This is a genomic window from Yoonia sp. 2307UL14-13 (genome assembly GCF_037572755.1).
Classification (GTDB): Bacteria; Pseudomonadota; Alphaproteobacteria; order Rhodobacterales; family Rhodobacteraceae; genus Yoonia.
The window spans coordinates 1-25,813 of the sequence record NZ_JBBIFZ010000008.1 but is presented as its reverse complement, the minus strand read 5'-3'; the positions used below and the strand labels follow the sequence as shown (position 1 = coordinate 25,813).

General features: G+C 59.0%; 30 protein-coding genes. 15 read left to right on the top strand and 15 right to left on the bottom strand.

The window, feature by feature from the left end; all coding sequences use genetic code 11:
* The first annotated feature begins 1 nt into the window (after position 1).
* The 10 genes from urtE to ureG all read left to right on the top strand — a co-directional run bounded on the left by urtE (position 2) and on the right by ureG (position 6,844).
* Complete coding sequence (gene urtE, locus V8J85_RS16765) at positions 2-700, top strand: urea ABC transporter ATP-binding subunit UrtE (RefSeq protein WP_339954922.1); 699 nt, start codon at positions 2-4, stop codon at positions 698-700.
* Complete coding sequence (locus tag V8J85_RS16760) at positions 691-1,221, top strand: SAM-dependent methyltransferase (RefSeq protein ID WP_339955063.1); 531 nt, start codon at positions 691-693, stop codon at positions 1,219-1,221. The genes urtE and V8J85_RS16760 overlap by 10 nt, the downstream gene beginning before the upstream one ends.
* A 108-nt stretch (positions 1,222-1,329) precedes the next feature.
* Complete coding sequence (locus V8J85_RS16755) at positions 1,330-2,163, top strand: urease accessory protein UreD (protein WP_339954921.1); 834 nt, start codon at positions 1,330-1,332, stop codon at positions 2,161-2,163.
* A 3-nt stretch (positions 2,164-2,166) separates the two neighbouring features.
* A complete protein-coding gene (locus V8J85_RS16750) occupies positions 2,167-2,469 on the top strand; it encodes an urease subunit gamma (protein ID WP_339954920.1) in 303 nt (100 codons plus the stop codon).
* A 39-nt stretch (positions 2,470-2,508) separates the two neighbouring features.
* Positions 2,509-2,814 (top strand): urease subunit beta, encoded by a 306-nt coding sequence (locus tag V8J85_RS16745; RefSeq protein ID WP_339954919.1) that lies wholly within the window; start codon positions 2,509-2,511, stop codon positions 2,812-2,814.
* Positions 2,815-4,524, top strand: a complete 1,710-nt coding sequence (ureC, locus tag V8J85_RS16740; protein ID WP_339954918.1) for an urease subunit alpha — start codon at positions 2,815-2,817, stop codon at positions 4,522-4,524. It abuts the gene before it with no gap.
* Positions 4,524-5,108, top strand: a complete 585-nt coding sequence (locus tag V8J85_RS16735) for a hypothetical protein (protein WP_339954917.1) — start codon at positions 4,524-4,526, stop codon at positions 5,106-5,108. The genes ureC and V8J85_RS16735 overlap by 1 nt, the downstream gene beginning before the upstream one ends.
* Positions 5,105-5,575: an urease accessory protein UreE gene (locus V8J85_RS16730; protein WP_339954916.1), complete on the top strand. Its 471-nt coding sequence runs from the start codon at positions 5,105-5,107 to the stop codon at positions 5,573-5,575. Before V8J85_RS16735 ends, V8J85_RS16730 begins: the two co-directional genes overlap by 4 nt.
* Complete coding sequence (locus V8J85_RS16725) at positions 5,565-6,200, top strand: urease accessory protein UreF (protein WP_339954915.1); 636 nt, start codon at positions 5,565-5,567, stop codon at positions 6,198-6,200. Before V8J85_RS16730 ends, V8J85_RS16725 begins: the two co-directional genes overlap by 11 nt.
* Complete coding sequence (gene ureG / locus V8J85_RS16720; RefSeq protein ID WP_339954914.1) at positions 6,197-6,844, top strand: urease accessory protein UreG; 648 nt, start codon at positions 6,197-6,199, stop codon at positions 6,842-6,844. The genes V8J85_RS16725 and ureG overlap by 4 nt, the downstream gene beginning before the upstream one ends.
* Here ureG and V8J85_RS16715 read toward each other — a convergent pair.
* The 5 genes from V8J85_RS16715 to V8J85_RS16695 are packed head-to-tail and all read right to left on the bottom strand — an operon-like array spanning position 6,827 to position 11,418.
* Entirely contained in the window at positions 6,827-7,564 is a 738-nt protein-coding gene (locus V8J85_RS16715) for an SDR family NAD(P)-dependent oxidoreductase (protein ID WP_339954913.1), read from the bottom strand. The two genes, ureG and V8J85_RS16715, sit on opposite strands and share 18 nt — an antisense overlap.
* Before the next feature lies 1 nt (position 7,565).
* Positions 7,566-8,141 (bottom strand): DUF3833 family protein, encoded by a 576-nt coding sequence (locus V8J85_RS16710; RefSeq protein WP_339954912.1) that lies wholly within the window; start codon positions 8,139-8,141, stop codon positions 7,566-7,568.
* A 3-nt stretch (positions 8,142-8,144) separates the two neighbouring features.
* Positions 8,145-9,371, bottom strand: a complete 1,227-nt coding sequence (locus V8J85_RS16705; protein WP_339954911.1) for an MFS transporter — start codon at positions 9,369-9,371, stop codon at positions 8,145-8,147.
* A complete protein-coding gene (locus V8J85_RS16700; RefSeq protein ID WP_339954910.1) occupies positions 9,371-10,123 on the bottom strand; it encodes a DUF1365 domain-containing protein in 753 nt (250 codons plus the stop codon). Before V8J85_RS16700 ends, V8J85_RS16705 begins: the two co-directional genes overlap by 1 nt.
* Positions 10,120-11,418 carry an NAD(P)/FAD-dependent oxidoreductase gene (locus V8J85_RS16695; protein WP_339954909.1) on the bottom strand — a complete coding sequence of 433 codons (1,299 nt, stop codon included), beginning with the start codon at positions 11,416-11,418 and terminating at the stop codon, positions 10,120-10,122. The genes V8J85_RS16700 and V8J85_RS16695 overlap by 4 nt, the downstream gene beginning before the upstream one ends.
* Positions 11,419-11,612: 194 nt before the next feature.
* Here V8J85_RS16695 and V8J85_RS16690 point away from each other — a divergent pair, with 194 nt between their 5' ends.
* The 3 genes from V8J85_RS16690 (at position 11,613) to V8J85_RS16680 (ending at position 13,781) form a co-directional block, all read left to right on the top strand.
* Positions 11,613-12,197, top strand: a complete 585-nt coding sequence (locus V8J85_RS16690; RefSeq protein WP_445285920.1) for a sigma-70 family RNA polymerase sigma factor — start codon at positions 11,613-11,615, stop codon at positions 12,195-12,197.
* Positions 12,198-12,205: 8 nt separating this feature from the next.
* Positions 12,206-12,856: a ChrR family anti-sigma-E factor gene (locus tag V8J85_RS16685; RefSeq protein ID WP_339954907.1), complete on the top strand. Its 651-nt coding sequence runs from the start codon at positions 12,206-12,208 to the stop codon at positions 12,854-12,856.
* Positions 12,857-13,043: 187 nt separating this feature from the next.
* Positions 13,044-13,781 carry a hypothetical protein gene (locus V8J85_RS16680; RefSeq protein ID WP_339954906.1) on the top strand — a complete coding sequence of 246 codons (738 nt, stop codon included), beginning with the start codon at positions 13,044-13,046 and terminating at the stop codon, positions 13,779-13,781.
* A gap of 91 nt (positions 13,782-13,872) precedes the next feature.
* Here V8J85_RS16680 and V8J85_RS16675 read toward each other — a convergent pair whose 3' ends face one another.
* The 3 genes from V8J85_RS16675 to V8J85_RS16665 all read right to left on the bottom strand — a co-directional run bounded on the left by V8J85_RS16675 (position 13,873) and on the right by V8J85_RS16665 (position 16,654).
* Positions 13,873-14,385, bottom strand: a complete 513-nt coding sequence (locus V8J85_RS16675; protein ID WP_339954905.1) for a YHS domain-containing (seleno)protein — start codon at positions 14,383-14,385, stop codon at positions 13,873-13,875.
* A gap of 332 nt (positions 14,386-14,717) precedes the next feature.
* Positions 14,718-15,683, bottom strand: a complete 966-nt coding sequence (locus V8J85_RS16670; protein WP_339954904.1) for an ABC transporter ATP-binding protein — start codon at positions 15,681-15,683, stop codon at positions 14,718-14,720.
* Complete coding sequence (locus tag V8J85_RS16665; RefSeq protein WP_339954903.1) at positions 15,680-16,654, bottom strand: ABC transporter ATP-binding protein; 975 nt, start codon at positions 16,652-16,654, stop codon at positions 15,680-15,682. The genes V8J85_RS16670 and V8J85_RS16665 overlap by 4 nt, the downstream gene beginning before the upstream one ends.
* A gap of 4 nt (positions 16,655-16,658) precedes the next feature.
* Here V8J85_RS16665 and V8J85_RS16660 point away from each other — a divergent pair, with 4 nt between their 5' ends.
* A complete protein-coding gene (locus V8J85_RS16660) occupies positions 16,659-16,982 on the top strand; it encodes a hypothetical protein (RefSeq protein ID WP_339954902.1) in 324 nt (107 codons plus the stop codon).
* Positions 16,983-17,059: 77 nt separating this feature from the next.
* On the opposite strand, the gene V8J85_RS16655 is transcribed toward V8J85_RS16660, so the two are convergent.
* The 4 genes from V8J85_RS16655 to V8J85_RS16640 form a co-directional block, all read right to left on the bottom strand.
* Positions 17,060-18,016 carry an ABC transporter permease gene (locus V8J85_RS16655; RefSeq protein ID WP_339954901.1) on the bottom strand — a complete coding sequence of 319 codons (957 nt, stop codon included), beginning with the start codon at positions 18,014-18,016 and terminating at the stop codon, positions 17,060-17,062.
* On the bottom strand, positions 18,016-18,999 hold the full coding sequence (locus V8J85_RS16650) for an ABC transporter permease (RefSeq protein WP_339954900.1): 984 nt from the start codon (positions 18,997-18,999) through the stop codon (positions 18,016-18,018). Before V8J85_RS16650 ends, V8J85_RS16655 begins: the two co-directional genes overlap by 1 nt.
* 115 nt (positions 19,000-19,114) lie before the next feature.
* Positions 19,115-20,680, bottom strand: a complete 1,566-nt coding sequence (locus tag V8J85_RS16645) for an ABC transporter substrate-binding protein (protein ID WP_339954899.1) — start codon at positions 20,678-20,680, stop codon at positions 19,115-19,117.
* A 70-nt stretch (positions 20,681-20,750) separates the two neighbouring features.
* The gene (locus V8J85_RS16640; protein ID WP_339954898.1) at positions 20,751-22,331 is read right to left on the bottom strand and encodes an ABC transporter substrate-binding protein; all 1,581 of its coding nucleotides are present in this window, start codon (positions 22,329-22,331) and stop codon (positions 20,751-20,753) included.
* A gap of 148 nt (positions 22,332-22,479) precedes the next feature.
* Here V8J85_RS16640 and V8J85_RS16635 point away from each other — a divergent pair, with 148 nt between their 5' ends.
* A complete protein-coding gene (locus V8J85_RS16635; protein WP_339954897.1) occupies positions 22,480-22,806 on the top strand; it encodes a DUF3775 domain-containing protein in 327 nt (108 codons plus the stop codon).
* Here the strand turns inward: V8J85_RS16635 and V8J85_RS16630 are convergent.
* From V8J85_RS16630 to V8J85_RS16620, 3 genes are all read right to left on the bottom strand, one after another.
* The gene (locus V8J85_RS16630) at positions 22,803-23,855 is read right to left on the bottom strand and encodes a saccharopine dehydrogenase (RefSeq protein WP_339954896.1); all 1,053 of its coding nucleotides are present in this window, start codon (positions 23,853-23,855) and stop codon (positions 22,803-22,805) included. The genes V8J85_RS16635 and V8J85_RS16630 overlap by 4 nt on opposite strands.
* On the bottom strand, positions 23,852-24,454 hold the full coding sequence (locus V8J85_RS16625) for a glutathione S-transferase family protein (protein ID WP_339954895.1): 603 nt from the start codon (positions 24,452-24,454) through the stop codon (positions 23,852-23,854). The genes V8J85_RS16630 and V8J85_RS16625 overlap by 4 nt, the downstream gene beginning before the upstream one ends.
* Positions 24,455-24,966: 512 nt before the next feature.
* A complete protein-coding gene (locus V8J85_RS16620) occupies positions 24,967-25,611 on the bottom strand; it encodes a histidine phosphatase family protein (protein WP_339954894.1) in 645 nt (214 codons plus the stop codon).
* Positions 25,612-25,813: the final 202 nt, after the last annotated feature.

Below are 25,813 nucleotides of genomic sequence, written 5' to 3'. Positions count from 1 at the left end.
GATGCTGAAGATCGACAACCTGACCCTCCATTACGGCCATTCCCAGATCCTCTACAATATTTCGCTCGGGGCTGCCGAGGGCCAAATCACCTGCCTCATGGGCACAAACGGGGTGGGCAAAACCAGCCTGCTCAAGGCCATTTCCGGGACCCATGCCCGTTCGGGCGGCGACTTGCAGATTAACGGCACCAACATGCCGCGCAATGCGGCCTCCCACACGCTGGCCCGTGCGGGCGTCGGTTACGTCCCCCAAGGCCGCGATGTCTTTCCGCTCATGACCGTGCGCGAGAACCTCGAAACCGGCTATGCCTGCCTGCCGAAAGACGAACACATGGTGCCAGATGAGATTTTTGAACTCTTCCCGGTGCTCAAGGACATGGAAGGCCGTCGGGGCGGCGACTTGTCAGGCGGCCAGCAACAGCAACTCGCCATCGCGCGGGCGCTGATTACCAAGCCGAAACTCCTGCTGTTGGATGAGCCCACTGAAGGGATCCAGCCCAATATCATCAAGCAGATCGGTGAGGTCATCGCTTACCTCCGCGACAGTGGTAAAATGGCGATCCTGCTGGTCGAGCAATATTTCGACTTCGCCTTTGGCCTCGGCGATCACTTCGTGGCCCTCGAACGCGGCCGCGTGATCCATAACGCGACCAAGGCCGATACGGGTCGGGATGATCTGATGGCGAAAGTATCCGTCTAGGTGTTTGCGCTTGCAGCATTCAATTTGAGCAAACATGCACCAACTGCCATCACATCGCTGGACTACCTGCGAACGAGATCGCCGGTTTCCTCAGCGCCGCCAAAGCCGCGGGCATCCCTGTTGAAATCGTCCCCGGCGTCACCGCCGCTTTTGTGGCAGCGGCAACGCTTGGCCGCAGCCTGACGGAACGCGGCCAGACCGACACCATCGTCCTCGCCACTGGCACCGGACGGCCCGAAGCACCTTTGCCCGACTGCACGCGCTTCGCCGGGCCGGGGACGGCGCTTCATATGGCAGCGTGTCATGCACCACGCATCGCCGAGGCGCTGCTGGAACGGGGCCTGCCACCGCATACGCAAATCGAGATCGCGGTCGATATTTCAAAACCGACCGAACGGCTGATCGAAACGCGCCTCGACGCTTTGGCGCAGACGGTCGACAGCAACGCCATCGACGGCTGCGCAATCCTGCTGATCACGTGGCCCTTCGCCGCGCAGCAACAGATTGTATCTGCCGCCTGAGCGCCTGATTTTTAGGCAACGCCAGCCGAACCGTCATAAAATTGGGCTGAAAACGTTGCCCTCTGGGAGCAATCTGACATCCTGCAGGCTGTCCAACAGCCGAAAAGCATGAATATTCAATCGACTGCACAGCGTTTCAGCACAATACCGCCGCGGGCGCGGGGCATTGCGCGCGTGACCGTCAAAGACGAACACGGGCGGACGCGCCTGACTGATCTGCATCAAGCAGGGTGCATGAAGCTGATCTTTCCCAAGCGGTTTCGGCCCGACGCCGAGGCCGTGCTGGTGAATACGGCGGGCGGGATCACAGGTGGCGACCAACTCAGCCTGATCGCGACCGTCAAAAAGGACGCCGCGCTGACGCTGACGACACAAGCGGCAGAACGCATTTACAAAGCACAAGACGGCGATGCGGGGCAGGTCACGACCGATATCGTCGCAAGGGAAAACGCCCAACTCCGCTGGCTGCCGCAGGAAACGATCCTGTTCGACCGCGCGGCACTCGACCGGAAACTGACGATCAACCTGGCCGAAACGGCGACAGCCTTGGTCGTCGAAACGCTCGTCTTCGGGCGCACGCTGATGGGTGAGACGCTCAGCAAACTTTACCTGCGCGACCGGATCACGATCAATCGCGACGGCAAACCGCTCTACCGCGACGCTATCGCGCTCAACGGTGACCCGACCGTCCACCTAGCCCGCCCCCCCACCGCCGACGGCGCTGGCGCCGTCAGCACACTCATCTACACCGCCCCAGATGCCGCCAACCACCTCGCGCCCATCCGCACGGCACTCCCCAAAACCGCAGGCGCCAGCATGATCACCGACGACACCCTCGTCCTGCGGCTCCTCGCCCCCGACAGCTTTCTCATCCGCAGCCATCTGATCCCCATTCTGGATCGGCTCACAAACGGATGCCTACCGATCAACTGGAGACTTTGACCCATGCAACTCACCCCCCGCGAAAAGGATAAATTGCTGGTCGCCATGGCTGCCGAGGTGGCGCGCAAGCGGCTGTCGCGGGGGGTGAAACTGAACTACCCCGAGGCCATCGCGCTGATCACCGACGCCGTTGTCGAAGGCGCCCGCGACGGCAAATCCGTGGCCCAGATGATGGAAGAGGGCGGCAAGGTCATCACCCGCGATCAATGCATGGACGGCATCGCCGAGATGATCCACGAAGTGCAGGTCGAGGCGACATTCCCCGACGGCACGAAACTCGTCACCGTCCACGACCCCATTCGGTAGGATGGGTGATTGCACCCATCCCGCACAAAGGAGCATCCCATGATCCCCGGAGAAATCATCCCCGCCGATGGCGAGATCACCCTGAACGTCGACCGCGAAGCGATCACGCTCATGGTCGCAAATACCGGCGACCGGCCCGTGCAGGTGGGCAGCCACTATCACTTTGCCGAAACGAACCCCGCTCTGGACTTCGACCGAGACGCCGCCCGCGGCATGCGGCTCAACATCGCCGCAGGCACGGCCGTGCGGTTCGAACCGGGGCAGAAACGCGAGGTCTCCCTCGTCCCCGTCGCCGGGGCGCGGCGGATCATCGGGTTCAATCAAGCCGTCATGGGGGATCTGTAAATGCCTGCAAATCTCAGCCGCGCCAGCTATGCCGCCATGTACGGCCCCACGACCGGCGACAAGGTCCGCCTTGCCGACACTGACCTCATCATCGAGGTCGAACGCGATCTCACCACTTATGGTGAAGAGGTCAAATTCGGCGGCGGCAAGGTCATCCGCGACGGGATGGGTCAGTCTCAGGTCACCCGCGCCGATGGCGCCGTCGATACGGTCATCACCAACGCGCTGATCGTGGACCATAGCGGCATCTACAAGGCCGACGTCGCCCTGAAAGACGGGCTGATCCACGCCATCGGCAAAGCTGGCAACCCCGACACACAGCCCGGCGTCGATATCATCATCGGACCGGGGACCGAGATCATCGCGGGCGAAGGCCGCATCCTGACCGCCGGCGGGGTCGACAGCCACATTCACTTCATCTGCCCGCAACAGATGGAGGACTCACTGCATTCCGGGGTCACGACCTGCTTTGGCGGCGGCACGGGCCCGGCGCATGGCACGCTCGCCACAACCTGCACGCCGGGGCCGTGGCATATCGGGCGGATGCTGCAGGCGCTCGACAGTATCCCAATGAATGTCGGCCTCTCCGGCAAGGGCAATGCCAGCGAGCCCAACGCCTTGGTCGAGATGATCAAGGCAGGCGCCTGCGCCCTCAAACTTCACGAGGATTGGGGCACGACCCCGGCCGCTATCGACAACTGCCTCGCCGTCGCCGACCACATGGATGTGCAGGTGATGATCCACACCGACACGCTCAACGAAAGCGGCTTTGTCGAACACACCGTCGCCGCCATGAAGGGCCGCACGATCCACGCCTTCCACACTGAAGGCGCCGGCGGCGGCCACGCGCCCGACATCATCAAGATCTGCGGTGATGCGAATGTCATTCCATCCTCGACCAACCCCACGCGCCCCTTCACGGTGAACACGCTGGAAGAGCATCTGGACATGCTCATGGTTTGCCACCACCTCGACAAATCCATCCCCGAAGACGTGGCCTTTGCCGAAAGCCGCATCCGGCGCGAGACCATCGCGGCGGAAGACATCCTGCACGACATGGGCGCCTTCAGCATCATCGCGTCCGACAGCCAGGCTATGGGCCGCGTAGGCGAGGTGATCATCCGCACGTGGCAAACCGCCGACAAGATGAAGAAGCAACGCGGCGCGCTGTCAGATGAAACCGGCGACAACGACAACATGCGCGTGCGCCGCTACATCGCGAAATACACGATCAACCCGGCCATCGCGCAGGGGGTCAGCCATGTCCTCGGTGATATCGCAGTCGGCAAACGGGCAGACCTGTGCCTGTGGTCGCCTGCCTTCTTCGGTGTGAAACCCGAAATGGTTCTGACCGGCGGCACCATCGCGGTGGCCCAGATGGGTGACCCAAACGCATCTATCCCGACCCCGCAACCGGTCTATACACGACCGATGTTCGGCGCCTACGGACGGGCGCAGGAAAAATCGACGGTCAGCTTCATTTCCGAGGCTGCGGCGACAAACGGATTGGGCGATACACTCGGCTTGCGTAAAGACACCATCGCTATCAAGAACGTCCGCAAGATCGGCAAGAAAGACCTGATCCTAAACGACGCCACCCCCGACGTCTCGGTCGACCCCGAAACCTACGAAGTCCGCGCCGACGGCGAACTTCTCACCTGCCAACCCGCCGAGGAACTTCCCATGGCCCAACGGTATTTTCTGTTCTGATGCGCGCGCTTGTCTTCATCCTCGCGCTTGCCGCGACCCCCGTCATCGCCTGCCCCACGGCTGATGACCTTGCCACCGGTATCCGCGTGACGGAAAGTGGCGACATCACACACCTGTTCAGGACCACAAGTCCTGGCATTGTTGAGGTCATTAGTGATTTTGGTGGCGCGGACGGCGGTCTGAACCACCTTTTTCACGGAACTTACATTCTGCGGATATCATCACTCTATGATGGCTTACTGGACTTCGACTCTGTGATGCTGACGGACTATCACAGGGACGGGACAGCATTGCCGTTACCGTCCCCTGGCCTCGAACAGACTTTCAAGACGACGGTCCGTTCTTTCGACGAAAGCTATAGTGAGACGCAAGCCCAAAGCTGGGGCGCGTTGGAAGAGATCACGATCGGTGACTGCACGACCCCGTTGATCAAAGGCACCATTATCTATGGCAGTGAATACGGAACGGTGACCGAAACAATCGCATATCTGCCTGATATGGAGATTGGCTTGCTGACCTCGTACGCCGATGGTGATCAGGAACCGGATACTTATAAATTCATCGGGATCGAGGCCGTCGAATGACTGATTACGTCACGCAAAAAGTCCGACCAGCGGGCGAATGGTCCGGCGCGTTCGAACTGTGCGTGCTGACCTATGACGAACGGTTTTTGCGCCGCAAGGTGATCAAGACGGTTCACGACGAAACACTGCTCGTGGACCTGCCGCAGACGACGTCGCTGGACCATCGCGACGCCTTGGAGCTGACCGATGGCCGATTGATCGAGGTCATTGCCGCCGACGAAGACCTCCTGAAGGTCACAGGCCCCGACCTGCCCCGCCTCGCCTGGCATATCGGCAACCGACACACGCCCTGCCAGATCGAAGGCGATCACCTGCTGATCCAGGATGACCCGGTAATCGCGCATATGCTGGAACATCTGGGCGCGACCATCACAAAGGTCACCCGGCCCTTCACCCCCGAAGGTGGCGCCTACGGGATGGGTCGCACGCATTCCCATTCACACGGTCACACGGCGCATGACCACTGAGGCGCTGCTGACCCTGACACAGTGGTTTTCGCCCAGCTATCCAGTCGGGGCCTTCGCCTATTCGCATGGGCTCGAGACGGTCATCCAGGACGGCACGATCAAAACGGCCGCTGACGTTGAGGATTGGCTGAAAGATGTGCTGCAAAACGGAACGGGCCGCAACGATTGTGTCCTGATCCGGGCGGCCTACGACACCGATGACATCACTCATGTCGATGCGACAGCCCGCGCCTTTGCCGCCAGCGCCGAACGAATTGCCGAGGCCGAAACCCAAGGCATCGCCTTCGCCCAAACCACAGCGGCGATCTGGGATAGCGACGCAACGCCGCTGCTCTACCCTGTCGCTGTCGGCCACGCGGCTAAGCAACAAAACCTGCCCGTTGACCTGACCGCCACGCTCTACCTGCAATCCTTCCTCAGCAACCTCGTCTCGGCCGCGATCCGCGCGATCCCGCTGGGCCAGACCGAAGGCCAGGCCGTCCTCACCCGGCTCACCAAGCTCTGCCCACAGATCGTCGCGGAAACTGCGAAACTCACCATCGACGACCTCTCAAGCACGACCTTCCTCTCCGACATCGCCGCCATGCGGCACGAAACCCTTCACACAAGGATCTTCCGCTCATGACCCAGATGAACGGCCCGCTGCGCGTGGGCATCGGTGGCCCTGTGGGCGCCGGGAAAACCTCCCTCACCGCAGCCATCGCCAAGTCGCTGCACCCGCAAATCTCGCTCGGGGTAATCACCAACGACATCTACACGCAAGAGGATGCGGAAGCGCTGATGCGCATGCAGATTCTCCCGCAAGACCGGGTGATCGGGGTCGAAACCGGCGGCTGCCCGCATACGGCCATCCGCGAAGATGCCTCGATCAACCTCGTCGCCGTGGCCGAGATGCAGAAACGGCACGCTAACCTCGATCTCGTCCTGATCGAAAGCGGTGGCGACAACCTGTCTGCCACGTTCAGCCCCGAACTCGCTGACCTCACGATCTATGTCATCGACGTGGCCGCAGGCGAGGAAATCCCGCGCAAGGGCGGGCCGGCCATCACGAAATCCGACCTGCTCGTGATCAACAAAACCGACCTCGCCCCGCATGTCGGGGCGTCGCTTGAGGTGATGGAGCGGGACGCGACCCGGGTCCGCAACGGTCGCCCCTTCGTCTTCAGCGCCATCCGCAAAGGGGCGGGTGTTCAGGACATCGTCAATTTCATCGCCGAGGGCGGTGGCCTCAACGTCAAAGGGCACGCAGCGCTACTTGGCGCCGAATAAGCGGTAATACATCCAGTCCGGCATGAACTGCGACAGACGGAAGACCCAGGAAAACACCATCGGAAAGCTCTTCTTGAACGTGTCGTCGTTCATGTGATCAAAGAATTCCCGCGCCGCCGCGTCCGGTTCCATAATGAACGGCATGTTGAAATCGTTCTTGTCGGTCAAACGGGTCTTGATGAAACCCGGATTGATCACCTGCACCTTGATGTTCGACGTCCGCAGGTCGGCCTGCATCGACTCGGCCAGCGCCATCAACCCGGCCTTTGAGGCCGAATAACCAATCGCGCCCGGCAAACCACGAAAACCCGACAGTGAGCCGGTCAGAACAATGTGGCCATGACCGCGCTCAACCATTCCACGGATGACAGCACCCACCACCCGGGACCCGCCCAGATAGTTGATCTCACCCATCATGTCGGCCTTTTCATTGTCCCATTCGCTGGCCTTCATCGGCCAATAGACCCCGGCAAGGTACACAACACCATCCAGTTCACCGACCTCTGCGGCGGCTTTCTCAACAGCCTCGCGGTCAGCCACATCAACCGTCACGTAAGATGCCTTGCCCGGCAATTCCTCAACCAGCGATTTCAGGCGATCCTCGGACCGGGCTGAGACAATCACCTCGGCCCCCGCACGGCTTAGGCAAAACGCAACTTCACGGCCAAGGCCTTCACTTGCGCCCACCAGCCAATAGCGCTTTCCTTGCCATTCTTTCACGTTATTCCCCTGCGTAGACGTCCTGATTTTTCGGTCTCATCGTGGCGACCAACTCGGCCACCTTGATACCAAACTTCCGAAACTGGCTGCGGTTCATAATTGATCCATTCGCCATCAGATACATCCAGTCGGTGACATCCAGCGCATGGCCCCCGGCCTCTTCGGTCAACTTGATGCGATAGTTCAGCAGCACAGCCGATCCTTCCTGACGCCCTTCGCCAACACCCACAACATCGGGGGCCTCTGCCTTGATGCGCCCATCGTTGCCCAGCGTCAGCGTCCACACACGATCCTGCACCGACCCGCTGTCATAATGGAACTTCTCGACCATTGTGCCAACATTGCCGTTCCACGAGGCTTCGAAATCGGCCACGAAACGCGATGATACCCGCCCCGTCGGACCATAAATCACACCTTCGCACAACAACGGCCCATTGAACCGCTCGCGGATATCAAAGATCGGGCCATCCGCGTAGTCAGTCGATTTCTGCGCCCAGAAGGACACGTAACGCGACTTCATGAACGTCGCGACCAGCATCAGTGCCGCCCCGATCAGGATGTAGGTCAAAAATGACATCGTTCAGTCCTCAAGTTTCGTGGCGACCAGCAGGCCGATTGCCACAAGTTTCAAAAGCGACGGCACAAGCGCATAAAGCACCGTCAAGGTCGTCAGCGCCGTCTCGGGCAGGTCGGTTTCCCCCGCCGCGAACCCCGAGCGCTCCAATACCGGCAGAAGAACCACCGCGGCGAAGGCAAGCGTGAACTTGTTCACCAAATTCCACAGCCCAAAGCCCTGCCCACCATTGGGCGAGATGACAGCCATGCGTTTTGCAAACATCGCAGGGAGAAGCGTCAGGTCTGCCCCGATCGTTGCACCACTTAATACGCAAACAATCGCAAAGGGGATCACATCGCCGGTGGATAAAGTGAGGGTGTAACCAAATGACGCAACGGCGAGGACCATGGCGGTCAGCAACACGCGCTTTTCACCAAAGCGCTGGGCCAGCGCCGACCAGATCGGCGATGATATCGCAGCAGCCAGGAAAAACAGGACCAACATAGCCCCTTCCCATCCCGGCGCACCCAGACGGCTTTCGACATAAAACAGAAACAAGGTGGATGAGACGGCCAATGGCGTCGCGTTAACCAGCGCAAGGATCAACAGCTTACGCGCTGTCCCATCCTGAATGATGGTGCCGATCTGCGCTGGTTCGGTGGTCGTGCGCCCTTTCCATTCGGGCCACATGAACAACGCGGCGACGATTGCTGCCAGCGCAAAGCCATAGGCAAAAGCCGCAAATGGATCAGCGACAACATCCATCAACAAGGTCGGTGTCACCGCCGCGATGCAGACCCCCAGCAACGCGCCGCTCTCGCGCCACGCCGCCAACCGCACATGCCCCTTTGGCCCATCCCCCGCCTTGCTGATCCCCTGCGCGTAGAAATTGATGCTAAGAAAACTGAATGCGGTGAACAGCCCCGTGATCGTCAGCCCGAACCACCAGATCGGATCGATCGGCGGGGCGATCGCGAACAGGCCGATCATCGACAGGGCGAGGATGGCCGCAACCAGCGTCACGACCAGTTTCTTGACGTCGCCCAGTCTTTCGCTGATCCAGCCCAACACCGGGTCCTGCACGACATCGAACAACCGCAATCCGAACAGGACGGCACCCAACGCGGTCAGGCTGACCCCGAACGTGTCGGCATAATACTTCGGCGCATAGATATAGATCGGCAGCCCCGCACCAGAAAGCACGGCGGCAAAGCCGGTATACGCCGGCAGCCGTTCCTTAAGGGCCTGCATCAGCTGATCTCTTGCGAAGGCGGCTCGGGTTGAGACCGGAACGTCGCGCCCTTCCACCACAGCTTCAGCGCCTGCCAGTGGATCAAGGTCAGCACCCTGCGCGACCCGAACGGACGGCGAAAGACCGAGCGGAGGATGGACAAATTCGTCATCGGCTTGCGCGCGCCATGAAGCGTGGCGATCAGCCCGCCATTGCCGCGGGAGTAGTCGATCCAGATGCCGATACCGTCTGCACTGATATCAAATCGAAACACATACCCGCCTTCAACGGGCTGAAACGGCGAAACGTGCATAAGTTTCTGCGCCGAGATCGTTTCGGCTTTCGTGATCGCACGACCATCATCGTGGCGGCACAGATAGGAATGGCGATCACCAAACGTATTCGTCACCTCGGCAATTACGGCTGTCAGATCATCGCCATCATAGCACAACCAAAACGACACCGGATTGAACACATGGCCCAGCACGCGCGGCTGAGACAACAATTCAATCCGCTCTGGGTCAGGCACATCATGCGCCGCCAGAACCTCACGGACCCAGACGGCACCGCGACCATGCTTCGGCGCACCGCCATGGTCACGATCCAACAGCGACATGACATTCCCGCGATTACGCGAAAACAGCGCTGGGCCTTTCACATCCGCCTCGGCGTCCATCAACACGTAATCAATGGAATAGCGAAACGCATTCTTTGTGGCGCCACGGCGCCCATGATACGTTTCTGCCGGGATATGATCGACGGTCGGCGTCACTCTGCCGCGATCTCTAGCCGCTCAACGGCATTCAGGGCATGTACGACGTCCAGCGCACTCGACAAGCCATCCTCGTGGAAACCGTTCTTCATCCAGGCACCACAGAACCACGTACGGTTGGACCCGTTCATGGCAGTTGCAGCTTCCTGCGCCGCAAGCGCCTCAAGATCATAAACCGGATGGCGCAACGTGACCTCATCCCAGATCAACTCCTCGCGGATCGGCCGTTTGGAATTCAAGGTGACCATCATGTTCTCACCCTTCAGCCAGGGCTGTAGGGAATTCATCCAATAGGTCAGATCAATTTCGCGGTTATTGGTCTGTGCGTCCTCGGAATAAACCCATGATGCCCACACTTTTCGCCGCTTCGGCATCACATTTTCGTCAGAATGCAACACAATATAATTGGGCTGATACCGCACGGCGCCCAGAACCGACCGCTCGACCGCTGTCGCATCGGTCAGCATGGCCAAGGTATCATCCGAATGGGTCGCAAAGACGATCTCGTCAAACATCTCCCAATCGCCACCATGGGCCTTCACCTCAACCCCCAGCGGACCGCGACGGACACCAATGATCGGCGCGCCAAGACGCATATCGACACCACGGCGGAACATATCCTCGCCCAAGCGCCGAACATACTGCTCCGACCCGCCATCAACCGTATACCACTGATGCTGCCCCGTCACCCCAAGCAGCGCGTGGTTATCGAAGAATCGCATCATGGCATAAGCCGGGAAATCCAAGATCTTCTCTTTCGGCGTCGACCAGATCGCGCCCGAAAATGGCAACAGATAATGATCGCGGAAAAAATCGCTCAGCTTCAGCTTCCGCAGCAATTCGCCAATCGTCAGGCTTTCATCCTTGCTTGCATCCAGGCCCAGGGCATTGAACCGAAAGATATCACGCACCATGCGCAGGAACCGAGGGCTGGCGATGTTGCTGCGTGTAGCAAAAAGCGTGTCCAGACTATCCAGACTGTATTCTAGCTTGCCCCCACCAAAAGAGGCCCCAAAGCTCATGTTGCTTTTCACGACCGGTACGTCGAGGTGGTCAAACAGCTTGGTCAGGTTGGGGTAATTCGCGTAGTTGAAGACAATGAAGCCCGTATCCACCGGCTGATCACCATCGCGTCCGGCCATCCGGGTCCGGGCATGACCGCCCAACCGCTTTTCAGCCTCGAACAGCACGACCCGGTGGTCCTTGGCCAATGCATGCGCCGCCCCCATCCCCGAAATGCCTGCCCCGATCACCGCAACTTTTCTGGGTGCGGCTGTCCCTGTCTCAAAAGGCATTAATGGTTGCTCCGTCTGCCCGTCATATCTCTATTCTTTGTTACGTAGCTTGGACTTGGCCGGATCAAACAGAAAATCGTACGTAAAGTGATCCAACCCCGGCATACCGGCGTAAGCAATACATGTTGACCAACAATCAGGCCCTCGTGAAAGCGGATGCAGCAGAAATTTTGCCACCATATAGTGGTTTGAACATGGCCGTATTTCGCAAATCGGGGGCGAAGACGTTGACGACGGAAGAGACGACAAAACGCATCGCCTGGGTCGTTCAGGTGAATGCTGTGCGCGACAGCAAGGACAAGGTCGCCTTTGCGGAACTGTTCGGCTTTTTCGCGCCGCGCGTAAAGTCTTTCCTGATGAAGTCGGGGGCCAGCCCGGATCTGGCGGAAGAATGCACGCAGGAGGTCATGTCGACCCTTTGGAACAAGGCCCATATGTTCGATCCGACCAAGGCAAGTGTATCCACATGGATATTCACAATCGCTCGAAATCGGAAAATCGACATCCTGCGTAAGCAGCGACGGCCAGAACCCGAAGACCTGCCATGGGGTCCCGAGCCAGAGCCTGACCAGGCCGAAGCGATAGGACTGCAACAAGAAACGCAACAACTGGGCGATGCGATTGCGACATTACCGCCCGAACAAAGGAAATTGATCGAAAAGGCTTATTTTGGCGAACTGAGTCACAGCGAAATCGCCGCTGAAACCGGTCTGCCGCTAGGCACGATCAAATCGAGGATAAGGTTGGCGCTGGAACGTTTGCGCCACGTAATGAAGTGAACATGACAATGACCAAGATCAAACATCATCTGACCGATCAGCTGCTCATGGGCTATGCAGCCGGCACGCTCCCCGAAGCGTTCAACCTGGTCGTGGCGACACATATTTCCATGTGTGACGATTGCCGTGCGGCCCTTGCTGCTTACGAGGCAGTCGGAGGAGAGGTAATTGCCGAGGTCGACCCGATCGACGTTGCCGAAGACGCGCTCGCCGCGACGATGGCTCTGATCGAAACCGGCGCGGTCAAGGATGTCAGGCCAAAGCTGCACAAAGCGAATGGCGTGTTTCCCGCACCTCTGCAGGAATACGTGAAAGGCGACATTGAAGGCGTGAAATGGCGCAAGATCGGCGGCGGCGTCAGCCAGATGATCCTGCCGACGTCCAAAGACGCTTCGGTCCGCCTACTGCACATCCCCGCAGGCGCCGCGATCCCCGATCACGGCCACCGCGGCACCGAACTGACGCTTGTGCTGCAAGGTGCCTTCGTCGATGAAGAGGACCGTTTCGGCGCAGGCGACATCGAGGTCGCGAACGAAGACCTGAATCACACACCCGTCGCGGAAATGGGCGAAGACTGCATCTGCCTCGCCGCGACCGATGCGCCGTTGAAATTCCACGGGCTGATCCCCCGGATCGCCCAACGCTTCGCGCGCATCTAAGCCATTCCCAAGGCCACTCAAACACACCCCGGCTTCGGCCGGGGTTTTTTTGTGGGCGTTGGCAATTAAATGAATACTGCGAGAGTATCACACGATAGAGACGTTTGATCAGACACAGGGTGAACGAAATCTGCCAAATTACTCGTATACCTATTTTGCCAGACAGACGTTGAAGGATTTAAGATAAATGACTTTGCTCAAGATAAGTCGCCTCATATACATCCTGTCTCCGTTTTTCATTTCAACGGTCGCTGTAGGTGAGCCTATAACACTACGCTACTTCGCAAGGGTTCAGCTACAGATGGTCGACCCAACTCATGCAGATTTTGACTGCGACGGAAACGACCTTACCGCCCAGATAGTGATCGACGAAGACACGTTTGGTGTAGCTTCGGTGGATTTTCCGATATCGCTCCTGAGTCGACCAAAACCGCCTCAGATAACTCTAAGGCGCGGCACCGAGCGTGTGCTTGAACGCCCGGATCGGACGCCGACCCGCATCGATAGCACCGATTGGGACATGACGATTGCTGGGGGAGTTGGCCTTTGCGTCGGGCCCGCGACTTTGCAGGTGGTGCAAGGAAATTTCGCCGTTTTCACTCAGCTAGGTCAATACGAAGGTGTTATCCTTGATACCGATGACGTTCTACAAGATTCACAAATCGAATACTTGGCCAACATCTGGGGCGAAGACCTCGTCCACCTCGTCAACTCGGGCCATGAAAACTCACCACCCGAGATGAGCGGCAAGTTCATTGGTCCTATAGTCGGCGACAACGAGAACCGCGTTCTTGGGCGTTTGGATTTCAATACAGCTCAGTCGGAAATTACTTTCAAAGGTAGCAGGGATCTCGGTGACGTAACTCACCCCACACGTCTGAATATAAGGCTGATACTGGAAGAAGCCGGTCCAGCCTCAGATTAATGATAACCGGCAATAAACCGAGATAAGAGTTTCCGTAGAAGAAACGCAGCAAAAAAGACCGGCGGAACCTCTTCGCCGGTCTCCCTGTACCTCACCCTTCAGGCGCGGCGGACGTAAATTGCGGGATCGCCCTGTCCGAGGCCGGGTCGCTTTCGATCGATGTCCAGTTACCCTGGGCCAGATCGATGTTCCCCGGAATGTCCTCTTCCCAGAACCCCACGACGTTTTCCGTGATGTTCAGATACAGCTTGTCATCGACAATCCGCCACAGGTTGGGGTTGCCGGGCACCTTGCCACCCTTGGACACGCCATAGGCACAATGCCCGTCATATTGCGGGGCGTAAAAGGCCGGGTCCGACAGGAATGTGTCGCGGTTCTCCTCGGTGGCGAACGCGAAAACGGCACCGTTATGTTCCGCGGTGATATCCGCACGACCGGGCACCGCGGCAGGCTGTGCTGTGCCAACGGCGGATTGGTCCAGCGACCGATAGGCCACCACGTCATAGCCGGACACGGCAAAGTTGGTCTGATCCAGATACTGATCACCGGCAAAAGCCGGGACAGACAAAAGCGACAGGGCCGCGGCGAAAGCGAAAGACTTCATGGGATGTTCCTTTTGATTGCGGTGGTGAAAGATGATTACGCCCCCGCCGATCATCTGTCAGCCGACCCTCCCGTGGATGTGAACCAGCGACAGATCGCGTCATCGGCACCGCGCGGGGCGTTTACGTTCTGCCAAATGATGTTGGTTAGGCGGGGGCCTGGAAGGTTAACGAAACCTCATCCACCCGCCCGGCAGGGTCCGATGGAATTCCGACGAAAATCCGATGCTTTTCCGATAGCCCTTATTGGGCGTAAAGCATCACCTCAAAAGGAAAAAATGAAGGTAAGGACACCTTCACCCCTCCCAACCGCCAAACCCTAACGAATGCTTAACTATTCCGCCAGATGACACGCCACGCGCGACCCGCCCACATGGCGCATCGCAGGACGATCCCGTTTGCACACATCCTCCGCAATCGGACAACGCGGATGAAACGCACAGCCCGACGGTGGATCAATCGGATCCGGAATTTCCCCCTGCGGCGGCGGCACCTCGCGCCCGAATCCATCCATCTGCGGAGCCGCATCCAGCAGCATCTGCGTATAAGGATGTTTCGGCGCGGTGAACAAATCCGCCGGCGCAGCCTCTTCCACCAGACGACCCAGATAGAGAACCCCGATCCGATCCGCCATATGCCGCACGACCGTCAGGTCATGGGTGATCAACAGATAGGTCAGGCCCAGATCGTCTTTGAGGTCACTCATGAGGTTCAACACCTGCGCCTGCACGGATACATCCAGCGCCGAGGTCGGTTCATCACACACGATCAACCGAGGTTCCGACGCCAGGGCGCGTGCAATGCAAATCCGCTGCCTTTGCCCACCTGAAAACTCATGCGGATACTTGCCCGCATCGCTGGGATGCAGGCCGACCTGTTGTAACAACCGCTCAGCCAGTCCCTTGGTCTGACCACCCTTTGCGGCGACCGGCTCCTCAATAATATCCCGCACCCGCCAGCGCGGATTGAGCGAGGCATAGGGATCCTGAAAGATCATCTGGATATTGCCACGCACCCGCGCGACCTTCTCATCGTCCCGCTCTTTGGCGAGGTTCACGCCCTCGACCTCCACATCGCCGCCCGAGGGGTTCAACAGCCCCACAAGCATCCGCCCGATGGTCGATTTGCCCGAGCCACTTTCGCCCACCAAAGCATAGGTCGACCGTTCCTCAACCTCGAAATCCACCTCTGACACGGCAGTCAGAAACGCCTTTCCGCGCCGCTCCAATAACCGGTTCAGCCACGGTTTCGAGACGTCGAACACACGGGTCAGGTCCTTGACCGAAACGTAGACGCTCATGCCACGTCCTCCGCCATCAACGGAAACAGGCAGGCCGCGCGGCCATCGCCGATCTTCGGCCCCGGCTCTTGCCGACACACATCCTGCGCATAGGAACAGCGCGGATGAAACGCGCAGCCATCGGGCAACATCGTCAGGCGCGGCATTGATCCAGGGATCTGATGCAGCCGCGCCTTCCCTTGCGAGGCCAGCGGAGTCGAGGCCATCAGCCCATGCGTATAAGGATGCGACGGCTGGGTCAGCACATCGCGCACCGACCCAAGCTCGGCCAACCGCCCGGCATACATCACCGCCACACGATCCGCCGCCTCGGCAATCACGCCCATATCATGGGTGATCAGCATCACCGCTGTGCCGCGCTCACGACACAGCCGTTTCAGCAGGGCAATGATCTGCGCCTGCACAGACACGTCCAAGGCGGTCGTCGGCTCATCGGCAATGACCAGCGACGGCTCCGCACAGAGCGCGAGCGCAATCACAACCCGCTGCCGCATCCCGCCCGAAAACTCGTGCGGATAGCTGTCGATCCGCTCCGCCGCGCCCGGAATGCCCACCTCATCCAGCGCGGCGATGGCCCGCTTTTCGGCATCCCGCCGACCGATCGACAGATGCGTCAGCATCGTCTCGGTCAACTGATCGCCAATGGTCAAAAGCGGATTGAGCGAGGTGAGCGGGTCCTGAAAGATCATCCCGATCTCTTTGCCCCTGACCCTGCGCATCTTTTCGCCGGTCAGCGGATCAATCCGCTTGCCATTCAACCAAATCTCACCCCCCGCGATATGGGCTGGCGGATTGAGAAGGCCAATCACAGCATTCCCCGCCATCGACTTGCCCGCGCCGGACTCGCCCACGACACCAAGGATTTCACCCTTGGCAATGTCGTAAGAGACGCCATCGACTGGCTTCACGATCCCCACACGGGTCGGGATTTCGACGGATAGGTTGCGGATGGAGAGGACGAGTTCAGTCATTTACTTGACAAATCCATTTAGTATCACTAATTATTCTTACACCACTAAACAACTTATAAAAGGTAAAGCAGATAAAGTGATTAAAAGACATCAAGACTTGATTGAGTCCGAGTTGGAACTGCTCCTGACGAAAGGTCTGGCGCGGTTCAGCAAGGAGTGGCTCAGAGTAATTCATGGGCAGGAACGCTTTTCAAAGTCCATTTTTCGAGATTTGATGGATCGACTTCCTGAAGACTACACTGTGGATGACCTGCATGTATTCGAATGGAAGGATGATATCATAATTATTGAAAGTGCATGTATGAAGAAAGCCCCAGAAGTTATCTGAATGACATGGCCCCGAAGATGGCCGATCAGCCTTCTTCGGAAGTCCACTTCTGTGAGATTCGATGCTCAGCCCAAGCATCACCGCAACCTCGGGTTCAAAGCATCCCGCAGCCAATCCCCCAGCAGGTTCACACTCAGCGCCAGCGCCAAGAGCGTGCAGGCCGGGAAGAACAGGATCCACCATTCGCCCGAGAACAGGAAGCCTTGGCCGATGCGGATCAGCGTGCCGAGCGACGGTTGCGTGGGCGGCGCGCCGACGCCGAGGAAGGACAGAGTTGCTTCGGCGATGATCGCCAAAGCCAGCGAGATCGTCGCGATCACCAGCACGGGCGACATGGCGTTGGGCAGGATGTGCTTGATCATGATCGCCCATGGCTTCCGCCCGATCAGACGAGCGGCGGCGACGTAATCCTTGTTTTTCTCGACCAGCGTGGCCCCCCGGACGACGCGGGCGAATTGCACCCAATCGGACAGACCGATGGCGAGGATCAGCACCCAGATCGCCATCTGGTCGCGGTATTCGACGGGGGTAAACCCCTTCGCCACGCCAAAGATCAGCATCGCCACAAGGATCGACGGAAAGGTCAGCTGCACATCGGCGATCCGCATGATGATCGTCTCGGTCCAGCCGCCGAAATAGCCGGACAGCAGGCCCAGGGTGATCCCGAGGATCATCGCGAATAGAACGGCGGCGGCGCCGACAAACAGCGAGACGCGCATTCCGTAGAGGATCGTCGAGAACACATCGCGTCCCTGATCATCGGTGCCAAGCCAGAATGCCTCTCCGGTAAAGGCGTTTGGTTCCATCGGTGGCGTGAAGCCGTTCATCAGGTTCAGGCTTGCCGGGTCGAAGGGGTTCGTCGTTGCGATCAGCGGGGCGAAGACGGCGGACAGCACCAGCAGCGTGACCACGGCAAATGATGCAATGGCGACGGGCGAGCGCTTGAACGCATAGAAAAAGTCGCTCTCGCGAAAGCGTTCCCAGCGCCCCTTGTCACGGGCTTTTTCGGTGGTCGGAACAGAGAAATCAGCCATCAATGCGCCCCCGAACGATCCGCCCGCAGGCGCGGGTCGATAAATACATAAAGGATATCCACGATCAGGTTGATCCCCACGAACATCACGGAAATCAGCATCAGATAGGCGGCCATGACCGGTATATCGACGAACTGAATGGCGTTGATGAACAGAAGGCCAACACCGGGCCACTGGAACACAGTCTCGGTGATGATGGCAAAGGCGATGATCGCACCCAGCTGCAGGCCGATGACGGTCACGACCGGCACCATTGTGTTCTTCAACGCATGGTGGAAGTTCACCGCACGATCCTTCAGGCCACGGGCGCGGGCGAAGCGGATGTAATCCTGTCGCAGGACCTCCAGCATCTCGGATCGCACCAGCCGCATGATCAGCGTCATCTGATAAAGGCCCAGCGTGATCGCGGGCAGAATCAGGGCCTTCAACCCCGTTTCGGTCAGAAACCCGGTCGTCCACCAATCGCCCACCCGCACCGTCGCGCCGCGTCCGAAAGAGGGCAGCCAGCCAAGCTCGACCGAGAACAGGTAGATCAGCAATATCCCGATGAGAAACGTGGGCAATGACACCCCGATCAGCGACACGGCCATGATGGCATTTGCCGTGAACCCGTTACGCCTGATTGCGGTGAACACGCCCAGCGCGATGCCAAAGGCAACGGCCAATATTCCCGACACCGCCGCCAGTTCCAGCGTGGCCGGTGCCCGTTCAAGAATGATATCCGCGACAGGCCGCCCCTGCCGATAGCTCACCCCGAAATTACCTTGGGCGGCCCCCTCCAGAAACCGGAAATATTGCACCGCGAAGGGCTGATCGAGGCCTAGTTGGGCGCGTAGGCGTTCGACATCCTCCATCGTCCGTTCCTGCCCCAGCATGTTGTCGATGGGGTCACCAACAAAGCGGAACATGGAAAAGGCCACCAGCCCCACGATCAGCAGAACGAGGATAGATTGGCCAATACGGCGGATGATGAAGGCGAGCATTAGTGCTGGCGTTCCTTTGGTTTGTCATCTTCGCAGCCCCGGACGTGATCCGGGGCCTCAACGTGGCGCAGGTAAGAGGTCCCGGATCAGGTCCGGGACTGCGTTGGTCTGCGTCTTAGTTCACCGTCACCCAACGCAACAGAAAGAAGTTGTCCGGGCGCTGGGTCAGTTCGATATTGCTGCCGGTGCCCCAGACCAAGGGCTGGACATACATCGGTACATAGGCGACCTCTTCCTGCAGGATCTTGTGCGCCTCGTCGATCATCGCCTGCCGCGCGTCGTCATCCAGTTCCGACTGGATCTGCGGCAATAGCTCATCAACCCGCGCGTTCGAATAATCACCGAAATTCCATGATCCCAGCTTCTTTTCCTCGTTTGGTGTCGCAGCAAGGAATCGGATCGGATGTTCGGCATCGAACGTGCCGGGCGACCAGCCCAGCAGGTACATGTCGTAGTTATCGGCGCGCAGTTCGGGCCAGTAGTTCTGGACCGGCATCGCGTCCAGCGTGGCGCGCAGGCCGACCTGCGCGAGCATGCCGGTGACAGCCTGACAGACAGCCTCGTCATTCAGATACCGGTCGTTGGGGCATTTCAGTCCGAAAGAGAAACCATCGGGATAGCCCGCCTCGGCCAGCAGGTTTCGCGCCGCTTCGGGATCATAGGCGGGACGTTCGGACAGCGACGTGGAATAGCCGCTCATTGCGGGTGAGACCAGTTGGCTCACCTCCTCCGCGCTTCCGCGCATGATCGTTTGCAGAATGGCGGGTACGTTGATGGCATGACCAACGGCTTGCCGCACACGGACGTCGGCGAAGGGGTTGGCGTCCGTCGTCTCGGCCGAATATTTCAGCGCCTCCGCCTGATGCGGAAAGCCCAGCATGATGACGCGCGCCTCGATCCCCTGGATGACGTTCACATCCGGGTTGCCTTGCAGGCGGGCGACGTCCTGCACGGGCACCGGGTTGATAAAATCGACATCGCCGGACAAGAGCGCGGCCAATGCCGTCGCCGGGTTCTGGATCGGCGTCAGCGTCGCCTTGGTGATGTTGTGTTCAGCCTCACCCCACCAGCCCTCGAACGGCTCCAGCACCGTGGTCAGACCGGGCTGCCGATCGGTGATCTGGAACGCCCCGGTACCATTGGCGTTCAACGTCGCGTAGTTGCCGTTTTCCTTGTCGGGCAGGGTCGTGTTGTTCTCTTCCGCCCAGCCGCTATCCATCATCATCCAGTTTGCGATACTGCTGGGAAAGATCGGGTTGGGGCTGGCTGTCATGATATCGACGGTGAAGTCGTCGACCTTTACCACTTCGGTGACGGGGGCGAACCAGCTGCGGGTGTCAGACACCTCGTTCGAGGCACGTTCGTAAGAGAAAACCACATCATCGGCGTTGAATTCCGCGCCGTTATGGAAGGTCACGCCTTCGCGCAGGGTAAAGCGCCAGCCTTCGCCGTCGCCAATCGGTTCCCACGACGTCGCGAGCGCCGGTTCGACCATCATGTCTTTGTCGCGGCGGACAAGGCCCTCGTAGACGTTGTTCAGAAACCCAAGGACCGGGGCCGAGTTCACGGCATGCGGGTCCATGGTTTGCGGGTCGGTCGTGACGGCCCATGTGAATTCTTCGGCCTGCGCGGGCAGGGCAAGCGCAGTGGTCATCAAAAGCGCGGCGAGTGATCGGGGCATGGGGTCACGTCCTTTTTCGAAATGTCAAAGTGGCGGCGCGCCCCGGATTTCGCCGGGGCGGGGCCAGCGCTTAGTTCATGGTGATGTATTTCACCTTGGGCTGGTCTTCGGGATCGACCTCGATCCCGACACCTTCGCCCATGCCCCAGTTCAGGACCTGGTGGTGGATGGGGATATACAGCGCCTCATCCTGCACGACCCGCCAGATAGCTGCGATATCGGCATTCCGCGCGTCCAGATCGGTGTTCGAGGCCAGCGATTTGATCTTTGCGTCCAACTCATCATTGTCATAGCCGGTGCCATTCCATGTGCCGATATCGCTTTCGCGGCCATGGACGAGGAAGTTGAACACATATTCACTGTCATAAGTCGGCACACCCCAGCCCAGCATGTAGAAATCCGTCTGACCATCGGTGATCAGCGGGAAATGCTGCGCTTTTGGCTTGGCATCAAGGTTCACGGTCACACCGATCTGACCCAGCATACCGACAGCGGCCTGACAGATCGCTTCATCATTGATGTAGCGGTCATTGGGGCAGTCGAGCTGGATTGAAAAGCCATCTTCATAACCCGCCTCGGCCAAAAGCTCTTTGGCACCTTCGATATCGGTGCTGCTTTCCGCATCCATCTCAGCCGTCCAGCCGTTGACGAAAGGCGGGGCGATCATGCCTGCCGGTTCGGACTGGCCCCGCATCACGACCTGCTGAATCGCATCGCGGTTGATCGCCTTGGACATCGCTTGACGCACGCGCACATCGGCAAGCGGGTTCGCGCCGTCGACATTATCGGCCTCGATATCCTCTGCACCCATATTCATGCCGAAGAAGATGACGCGGTTCTGGGGCGCCTTTTTCACGACAAGACCATCAGCCGCATTCACGCGCTCAAGGTCCTGCACGGGCATGTCCTGCAGGAAATTCACCTCTCCCGACAACAGGGCCGCAACACGGGTCGCGGCGTTCTGGATCGGGGTATAGACGATCTCTGACACTTCCAGCGGGAACTGGTCGCGGCCCCAATACTCCTCGTTCCGGGTCATGACGGTTTTCACGTCAGGTTCGCGACTGGTCAGGACATACGGACCGGTGCCGTTGGCGTTCGTGGTCGCATAGGTGATCTCACCACCTTCAAAGTCCTGCACGTTGACGGTGTTGTTCGCCTCGGCCCAATCCTTGTCCATGATGAACAGGTTGGTGAGGTTTGACGGCAGGATCGGGTTCGGGCCGTCCGTGACCATTTCGATGGTCATGTCATCGACCGCACGGACCTCAACGATCGAGCCGATCAGCTCTTTCATATCCGAGTTTTCCTGCTTGGCGCGCTCAAAGCTGAACACGACGTCTTCGGCGGTGAAATCAGCACCGTCGTGGAATTTCACACCTTCGCGCAGGTTAAAGACCCAGACATTCGGGTCCTCGTCGCTGACATTCCAATCGGTCGCCAGTGCGGCCTCGAACGCGCCGGTCGTGTCGCGGATGATCAGCGGTTCGTACATCTGGTGACGGATCGTATGGGTCGGCCCTTCGTTCTGGGCATGCGGGTCAAGCGTCAGCGCGTCACCCGCGCGGGCCCAGCGCAAGGTTTCCGCACCCGCAGGCACGGCGATGGCGGCGATCAATGACGCAAGAACAGCTTTTGCTGCAACTTTCATGGTAACTCCCCTGGTGGATTTTTTCTCTGCGGCCAGTCTTCGCCAAATCCAGAAGAAGCACAAGGGCCGCTGCGGCCATGATTTGCGCCAGATCAAAGCGCGATGTGCTAGGATGCGGTCAAACAGGTGCGACTGAAGGAGGCAAAGAATGCTACCCATTTCCACTGATAAAGTCGCCGAGGTGATCATCCTCGCTCGCGAGCTCGACCGGGCCGAGAATGAATTCGACGGTTTCGTCGATCAGTTGACCGAGGATGAACAAACCGCTCTTGTCGCGATTTTCTGGATCGGGCGCGGTAGCTTTGACGCGGACGACCTGCAACAGGCTATCGCAACGGCAGAGGCGGAGGCAACGACGCCGACGGCGCAATATCTCAAAGGCTCTCCGCATTTGGCCGACCATCTTGAAAACGGGTTGGAGGCCCTGGGGATCAATGCAGGCGCCGCAGAGGATGATCTATATCGACCGACCTAACCCACAGCCCGATCGAAACATGCCTTGGCCCGGCCCCAGACGCCATCTTCCAACGCCGTCAATGTCATCAGATGCGGCAAGAGTTGTTCTGCAAAGTCCTCGCTGCTTTCTGCGGGCAGCATCGACGGCAGGTTATCGATCGCGGTGACATCCAGCACCGGCGCATCATGGACGCGCAGTGCCGGGGCGCCCCAGGTTGTCGTCCGATCATACACCTTGATCGGGGAAAAGTCGCTGTCGGGGTCGCACGCGATATCCCCGATCACCGACAAATGGCGTGGCGCGACCTTCGCGGATGCAGGCACAAAAACCGGCGTGCCCGGACGAGCGGGAATGCAGTTCAGAAAGATATCGTGCCGCAGCACTTCGGGAAACGGACCACCATGGGCGGTTTCGGCCATATCCCACTTGGTCGTGGCCACGCCCATCGCTTGACACAGATCGGCCGCACCTGTGCCCACCCGGCCCAGCGCCCCGATGATCAGCGCCGTCGGGCGCTGCGCGCCGATTGCGACCAGCGCCTGCTGCAGGTCTGCAAGCAGATGATTGGCACTCGGATAAGCCCGCACCCCTTCGGCAATCTGCCCGCGCTGCTGCGCAATCCAGCACAACAACGACACGGCAGCACCCGCGTAACCCGCCCAATAACCAAAGGCCGCGACACGGCGGCCATCGGTATCGGTCAGATATTCCAGATCATACAGCGCCCCACCCCCGGCGTTAAAGCGATCAAGCAGCACCCGCCCGGCCGGCTGCCCCTTATAGGCGTGACCGAACATAATATGGCGGTGGCGCAAGGGTGTACCATCCTCGGGCAGTTCCTTCAAACCAAAGACAATCGCATCATCCGGCGCATCGGTCCAGGAAAACTCTGGCGCAATCGTACAGCCCGCCGCCCGATATTCATCAACAGGGATGATCCGCTGTCGGCTCTCCTCGACCGTCACGTCAAACCCCAGCGTGATCAACTTGGCCGCACCCTGCGGCGTGATGCCCACCCGTTCTTCATTGTTGCGCGCTTCGGCCCGGACCCACAGATGCACGCTCACAACATGCCCTTATCGCGAATGGCTTTGACCGATGCGCGGTTCTCCATCCGTGCCTGAAAATCAGCGAGCCCCGGGTAATCCGCGATATCCACACCATCGCCGTCAAGCCAGGATAGCACGACAAACAAGTAGGCGTCGGACACGACCTGCATCTCACCCAGCGGGAACGGCATATGTGGCAACTGTTCCGCCAAATAAGCGCAGCACTCAGCCACGCGCATCGGCGTCTTCTGCCGCATATCTTCGAATGAGCTTTCCTTGTCCGCCCACCGTTCCCCACGCAAGCGATGGGCGTGGTGCGGGTGCATAGTACCGTTCAAATAACACATCAGCTCGCGCATCTTCGCCGCTTGGAACGGGTTGTCGGGCACCAGCGCGGGCGCGACATATTCCAACAGCGCCCCGGTCTCGGTCAGGATGCCATCCGGCGTCTCCAGCGCCGGCACCCGACCCTTCGGGTTGATCTTGTGATAATCCGGCTTGGTCTGCGCAGCCGATGCAAAATCGACCAGCACCAGTTCATGCGGCGCGCCGACTTCTTCCAAAGCTAATGCAACAGCGACCGAAATCGTGCGAGGGGCGTAGTGTAGTTTCAGCATGCCGGGTCCTTTGAATGACTATGCATATTCTGGATATACGGACGCTGTTTGACATCGCGGTCAAGCTCTGCCTGATACAAAGAACCCGTGACCAGGTGCATGGCAGGAAATCAAGCTCTCTATTTGCTGCTGAGATGACTAGTGGTCCCGCCGGTTTTGGTTCTGCCGCCCACGCCCAGTACTTTCGTCAGGAAAGCTACTAAGGTAGCCTTCGCCTCCATAATAACGCCGTCTCTTGGGCCGACCATTCCCCGTGGACTTCTGATACTTCAGAACAAGCGCAGCAAAAATAGGTCCTATTGGTATCCAGAGAAGTTCTCCCAATATCAGATCAATTACGCTCATCGTTCGTGTTCCTTGCGCATAAAGTACAAACTGACATGTCGTTGTACGGGGCGACCAAATTTTAACATGAAGCTGGAAAACCGGTAAAGCTACCCTTTCTCAGGAAAGCGTAGTTGGCTCGAATTGGGCCACACAATTCCAGCTTGGGCGTGCTATTTCGATTTATCTCAGTAATGCGTCACGGCATGGGCACGGTCGGGGTGGTCCAGATGCGGAATCGCGTTAAAACTGGCGAGGATCGGGCCCTGCGGGATGACATGGATGCGGTGGATCGAGGTGTTCATGATCGGCAGCAGCACATGTGCCATGCGAGTCGGGTCAAGCGACAGAAGATGGCGCATGATCATGCCGATCACCCCACCCGAGGTCACGCACAACACCCGACTGCCCGGCTTTGCCGCCTCTTGCAAAACACCGGTCACCCGGTCTTCGAACGACGCAAAGGTCTCGACGCCCATGATCTCGGCCCGGTGCCAGGCCTCCATCACTTGCGGCACATGGGCGGCAAATTCATCCGGTCCGGGGAATGGCACGCCATGCACGTCCTCCAACGCGCGGCCCAGATTGAAGTAATCCATCTCGTTCAAACGCGGGTCGATCATCGGAGTGTCATAGCCGATGCCAGCGCTAGTTTCTTGGTGGCGGCGCAGGCTGCCGCAGATGATCTTGTCGAACGGGCGCTCGCGGGTTTTCAGATAATCGCCCAACCAGCGCGCCTGCTGATGGCCAAGATCGGACAGTTTGTCATAGCTTTCCTCATCCGTGGCGGCCGAATTGGCCTGCCCATGCCGCACCAGAATGATTTCACCCATGACCGCCCTCCTGCCCGTGCAGGGTTACGTGGTTGATTCCATCGATGCAACGGTGTGGTGCGGGCCTGGATCAATGGTTTTCCTTTCAGATTCATCACGTGGGCGTTTGTGTTTGGAAACATTGTTGGTTCACGGAATTGCGTGGGGGTGAAACCTGTGATCGGTTGAAACGATGTGACGCAGGGGCAAGCGGCGGTTCGGC

Excerpts from the sequence above, each read along its gene's own strand:
- urtE (WP_339954922.1), top strand. The coding sequence starts at position 2 with ATGCTGAAGATCGACAACCTGACCCTCCATTACGGCCATTCCCAGATC.
- V8J85_RS16755 (WP_339954921.1), top strand. The coding sequence starts at position 1,330 with ATGAATATTCAATCGACTGCACAGCGTTTCAGCACAATACCGCCGCGG.
- V8J85_RS16750 (WP_339954920.1), top strand. The coding sequence starts at position 2,167 with ATGCAACTCACCCCCCGCGAAAAGGATAAATTGCTGGTCGCCATGGCT.
- V8J85_RS16745 (WP_339954919.1), top strand. The coding sequence starts at position 2,509 with ATGATCCCCGGAGAAATCATCCCCGCCGATGGCGAGATCACCCTGAAC.
- ureC (WP_339954918.1), top strand. The coding sequence starts at position 2,815 with ATGCCTGCAAATCTCAGCCGCGCCAGCTATGCCGCCATGTACGGCCCC.
- V8J85_RS16735 (WP_339954917.1), top strand. The coding sequence starts at position 4,524 with ATGCGCGCGCTTGTCTTCATCCTCGCGCTTGCCGCGACCCCCGTCATC.
- V8J85_RS16730 (WP_339954916.1), top strand. The coding sequence starts at position 5,105 with ATGACTGATTACGTCACGCAAAAAGTCCGACCAGCGGGCGAATGGTCC.
- V8J85_RS16725 (WP_339954915.1), top strand. The coding sequence starts at position 5,565 with ATGACCACTGAGGCGCTGCTGACCCTGACACAGTGGTTTTCGCCCAGC.
- ureG (WP_339954914.1), top strand. The coding sequence starts at position 6,197 with ATGACCCAGATGAACGGCCCGCTGCGCGTGGGCATCGGTGGCCCTGTG.
- V8J85_RS16710 (WP_339954912.1), bottom strand. The coding sequence starts at position 8,141 with ATGTCATTTTTGACCTACATCCTGATCGGGGCGGCACTGATGCTGGTC.
- V8J85_RS16705 (WP_339954911.1), bottom strand. The coding sequence starts at position 9,371 with ATGCAGGCCCTTAAGGAACGGCTGCCGGCGTATACCGGCTTTGCCGCC.
- V8J85_RS16695 (WP_339954909.1), bottom strand. The coding sequence starts at position 11,418 with ATGCCTTTTGAGACAGGGACAGCCGCACCCAGAAAAGTTGCGGTGATC.
- V8J85_RS16690 (WP_445285920.1), top strand. The coding sequence starts at position 11,613 with ATGGCCGTATTTCGCAAATCGGGGGCGAAGACGTTGACGACGGAAGAG.
- V8J85_RS16685 (WP_339954907.1), top strand. The coding sequence starts at position 12,206 with ATGACCAAGATCAAACATCATCTGACCGATCAGCTGCTCATGGGCTAT.
- V8J85_RS16680 (WP_339954906.1), top strand. The coding sequence starts at position 13,044 with ATGACTTTGCTCAAGATAAGTCGCCTCATATACATCCTGTCTCCGTTT.
- V8J85_RS16675 (WP_339954905.1), bottom strand. The coding sequence starts at position 14,385 with ATGAAGTCTTTCGCTTTCGCCGCGGCCCTGTCGCTTTTGTCTGTCCCG.
- V8J85_RS16670 (WP_339954904.1), bottom strand. The coding sequence starts at position 15,683 with ATGAGCGTCTACGTTTCGGTCAAGGACCTGACCCGTGTGTTCGACGTC.
- V8J85_RS16665 (WP_339954903.1), bottom strand. The coding sequence starts at position 16,654 with ATGACTGAACTCGTCCTCTCCATCCGCAACCTATCCGTCGAAATCCCG.
- V8J85_RS16655 (WP_339954901.1), bottom strand. The coding sequence starts at position 18,016 with ATGGCTGATTTCTCTGTTCCGACCACCGAAAAAGCCCGTGACAAGGGG.
- V8J85_RS16650 (WP_339954900.1), bottom strand. The coding sequence starts at position 18,999 with ATGCTCGCCTTCATCATCCGCCGTATTGGCCAATCTATCCTCGTTCTG.
- V8J85_RS16645 (WP_339954899.1), bottom strand. The coding sequence starts at position 20,680 with ATGCCCCGATCACTCGCCGCGCTTTTGATGACCACTGCGCTTGCCCTG.
- V8J85_RS16640 (WP_339954898.1), bottom strand. The coding sequence starts at position 22,331 with ATGAAAGTTGCAGCAAAAGCTGTTCTTGCGTCATTGATCGCCGCCATC.
- V8J85_RS16635 (WP_339954897.1), top strand. The coding sequence starts at position 22,480 with ATGCTACCCATTTCCACTGATAAAGTCGCCGAGGTGATCATCCTCGCT.
- V8J85_RS16625 (WP_339954895.1), bottom strand. The coding sequence starts at position 24,454 with ATGCTGAAACTACACTACGCCCCTCGCACGATTTCGGTCGCTGTTGCA.
- V8J85_RS16620 (WP_339954894.1), bottom strand. The coding sequence starts at position 25,611 with ATGGGTGAAATCATTCTGGTGCGGCATGGGCAGGCCAATTCGGCCGCC.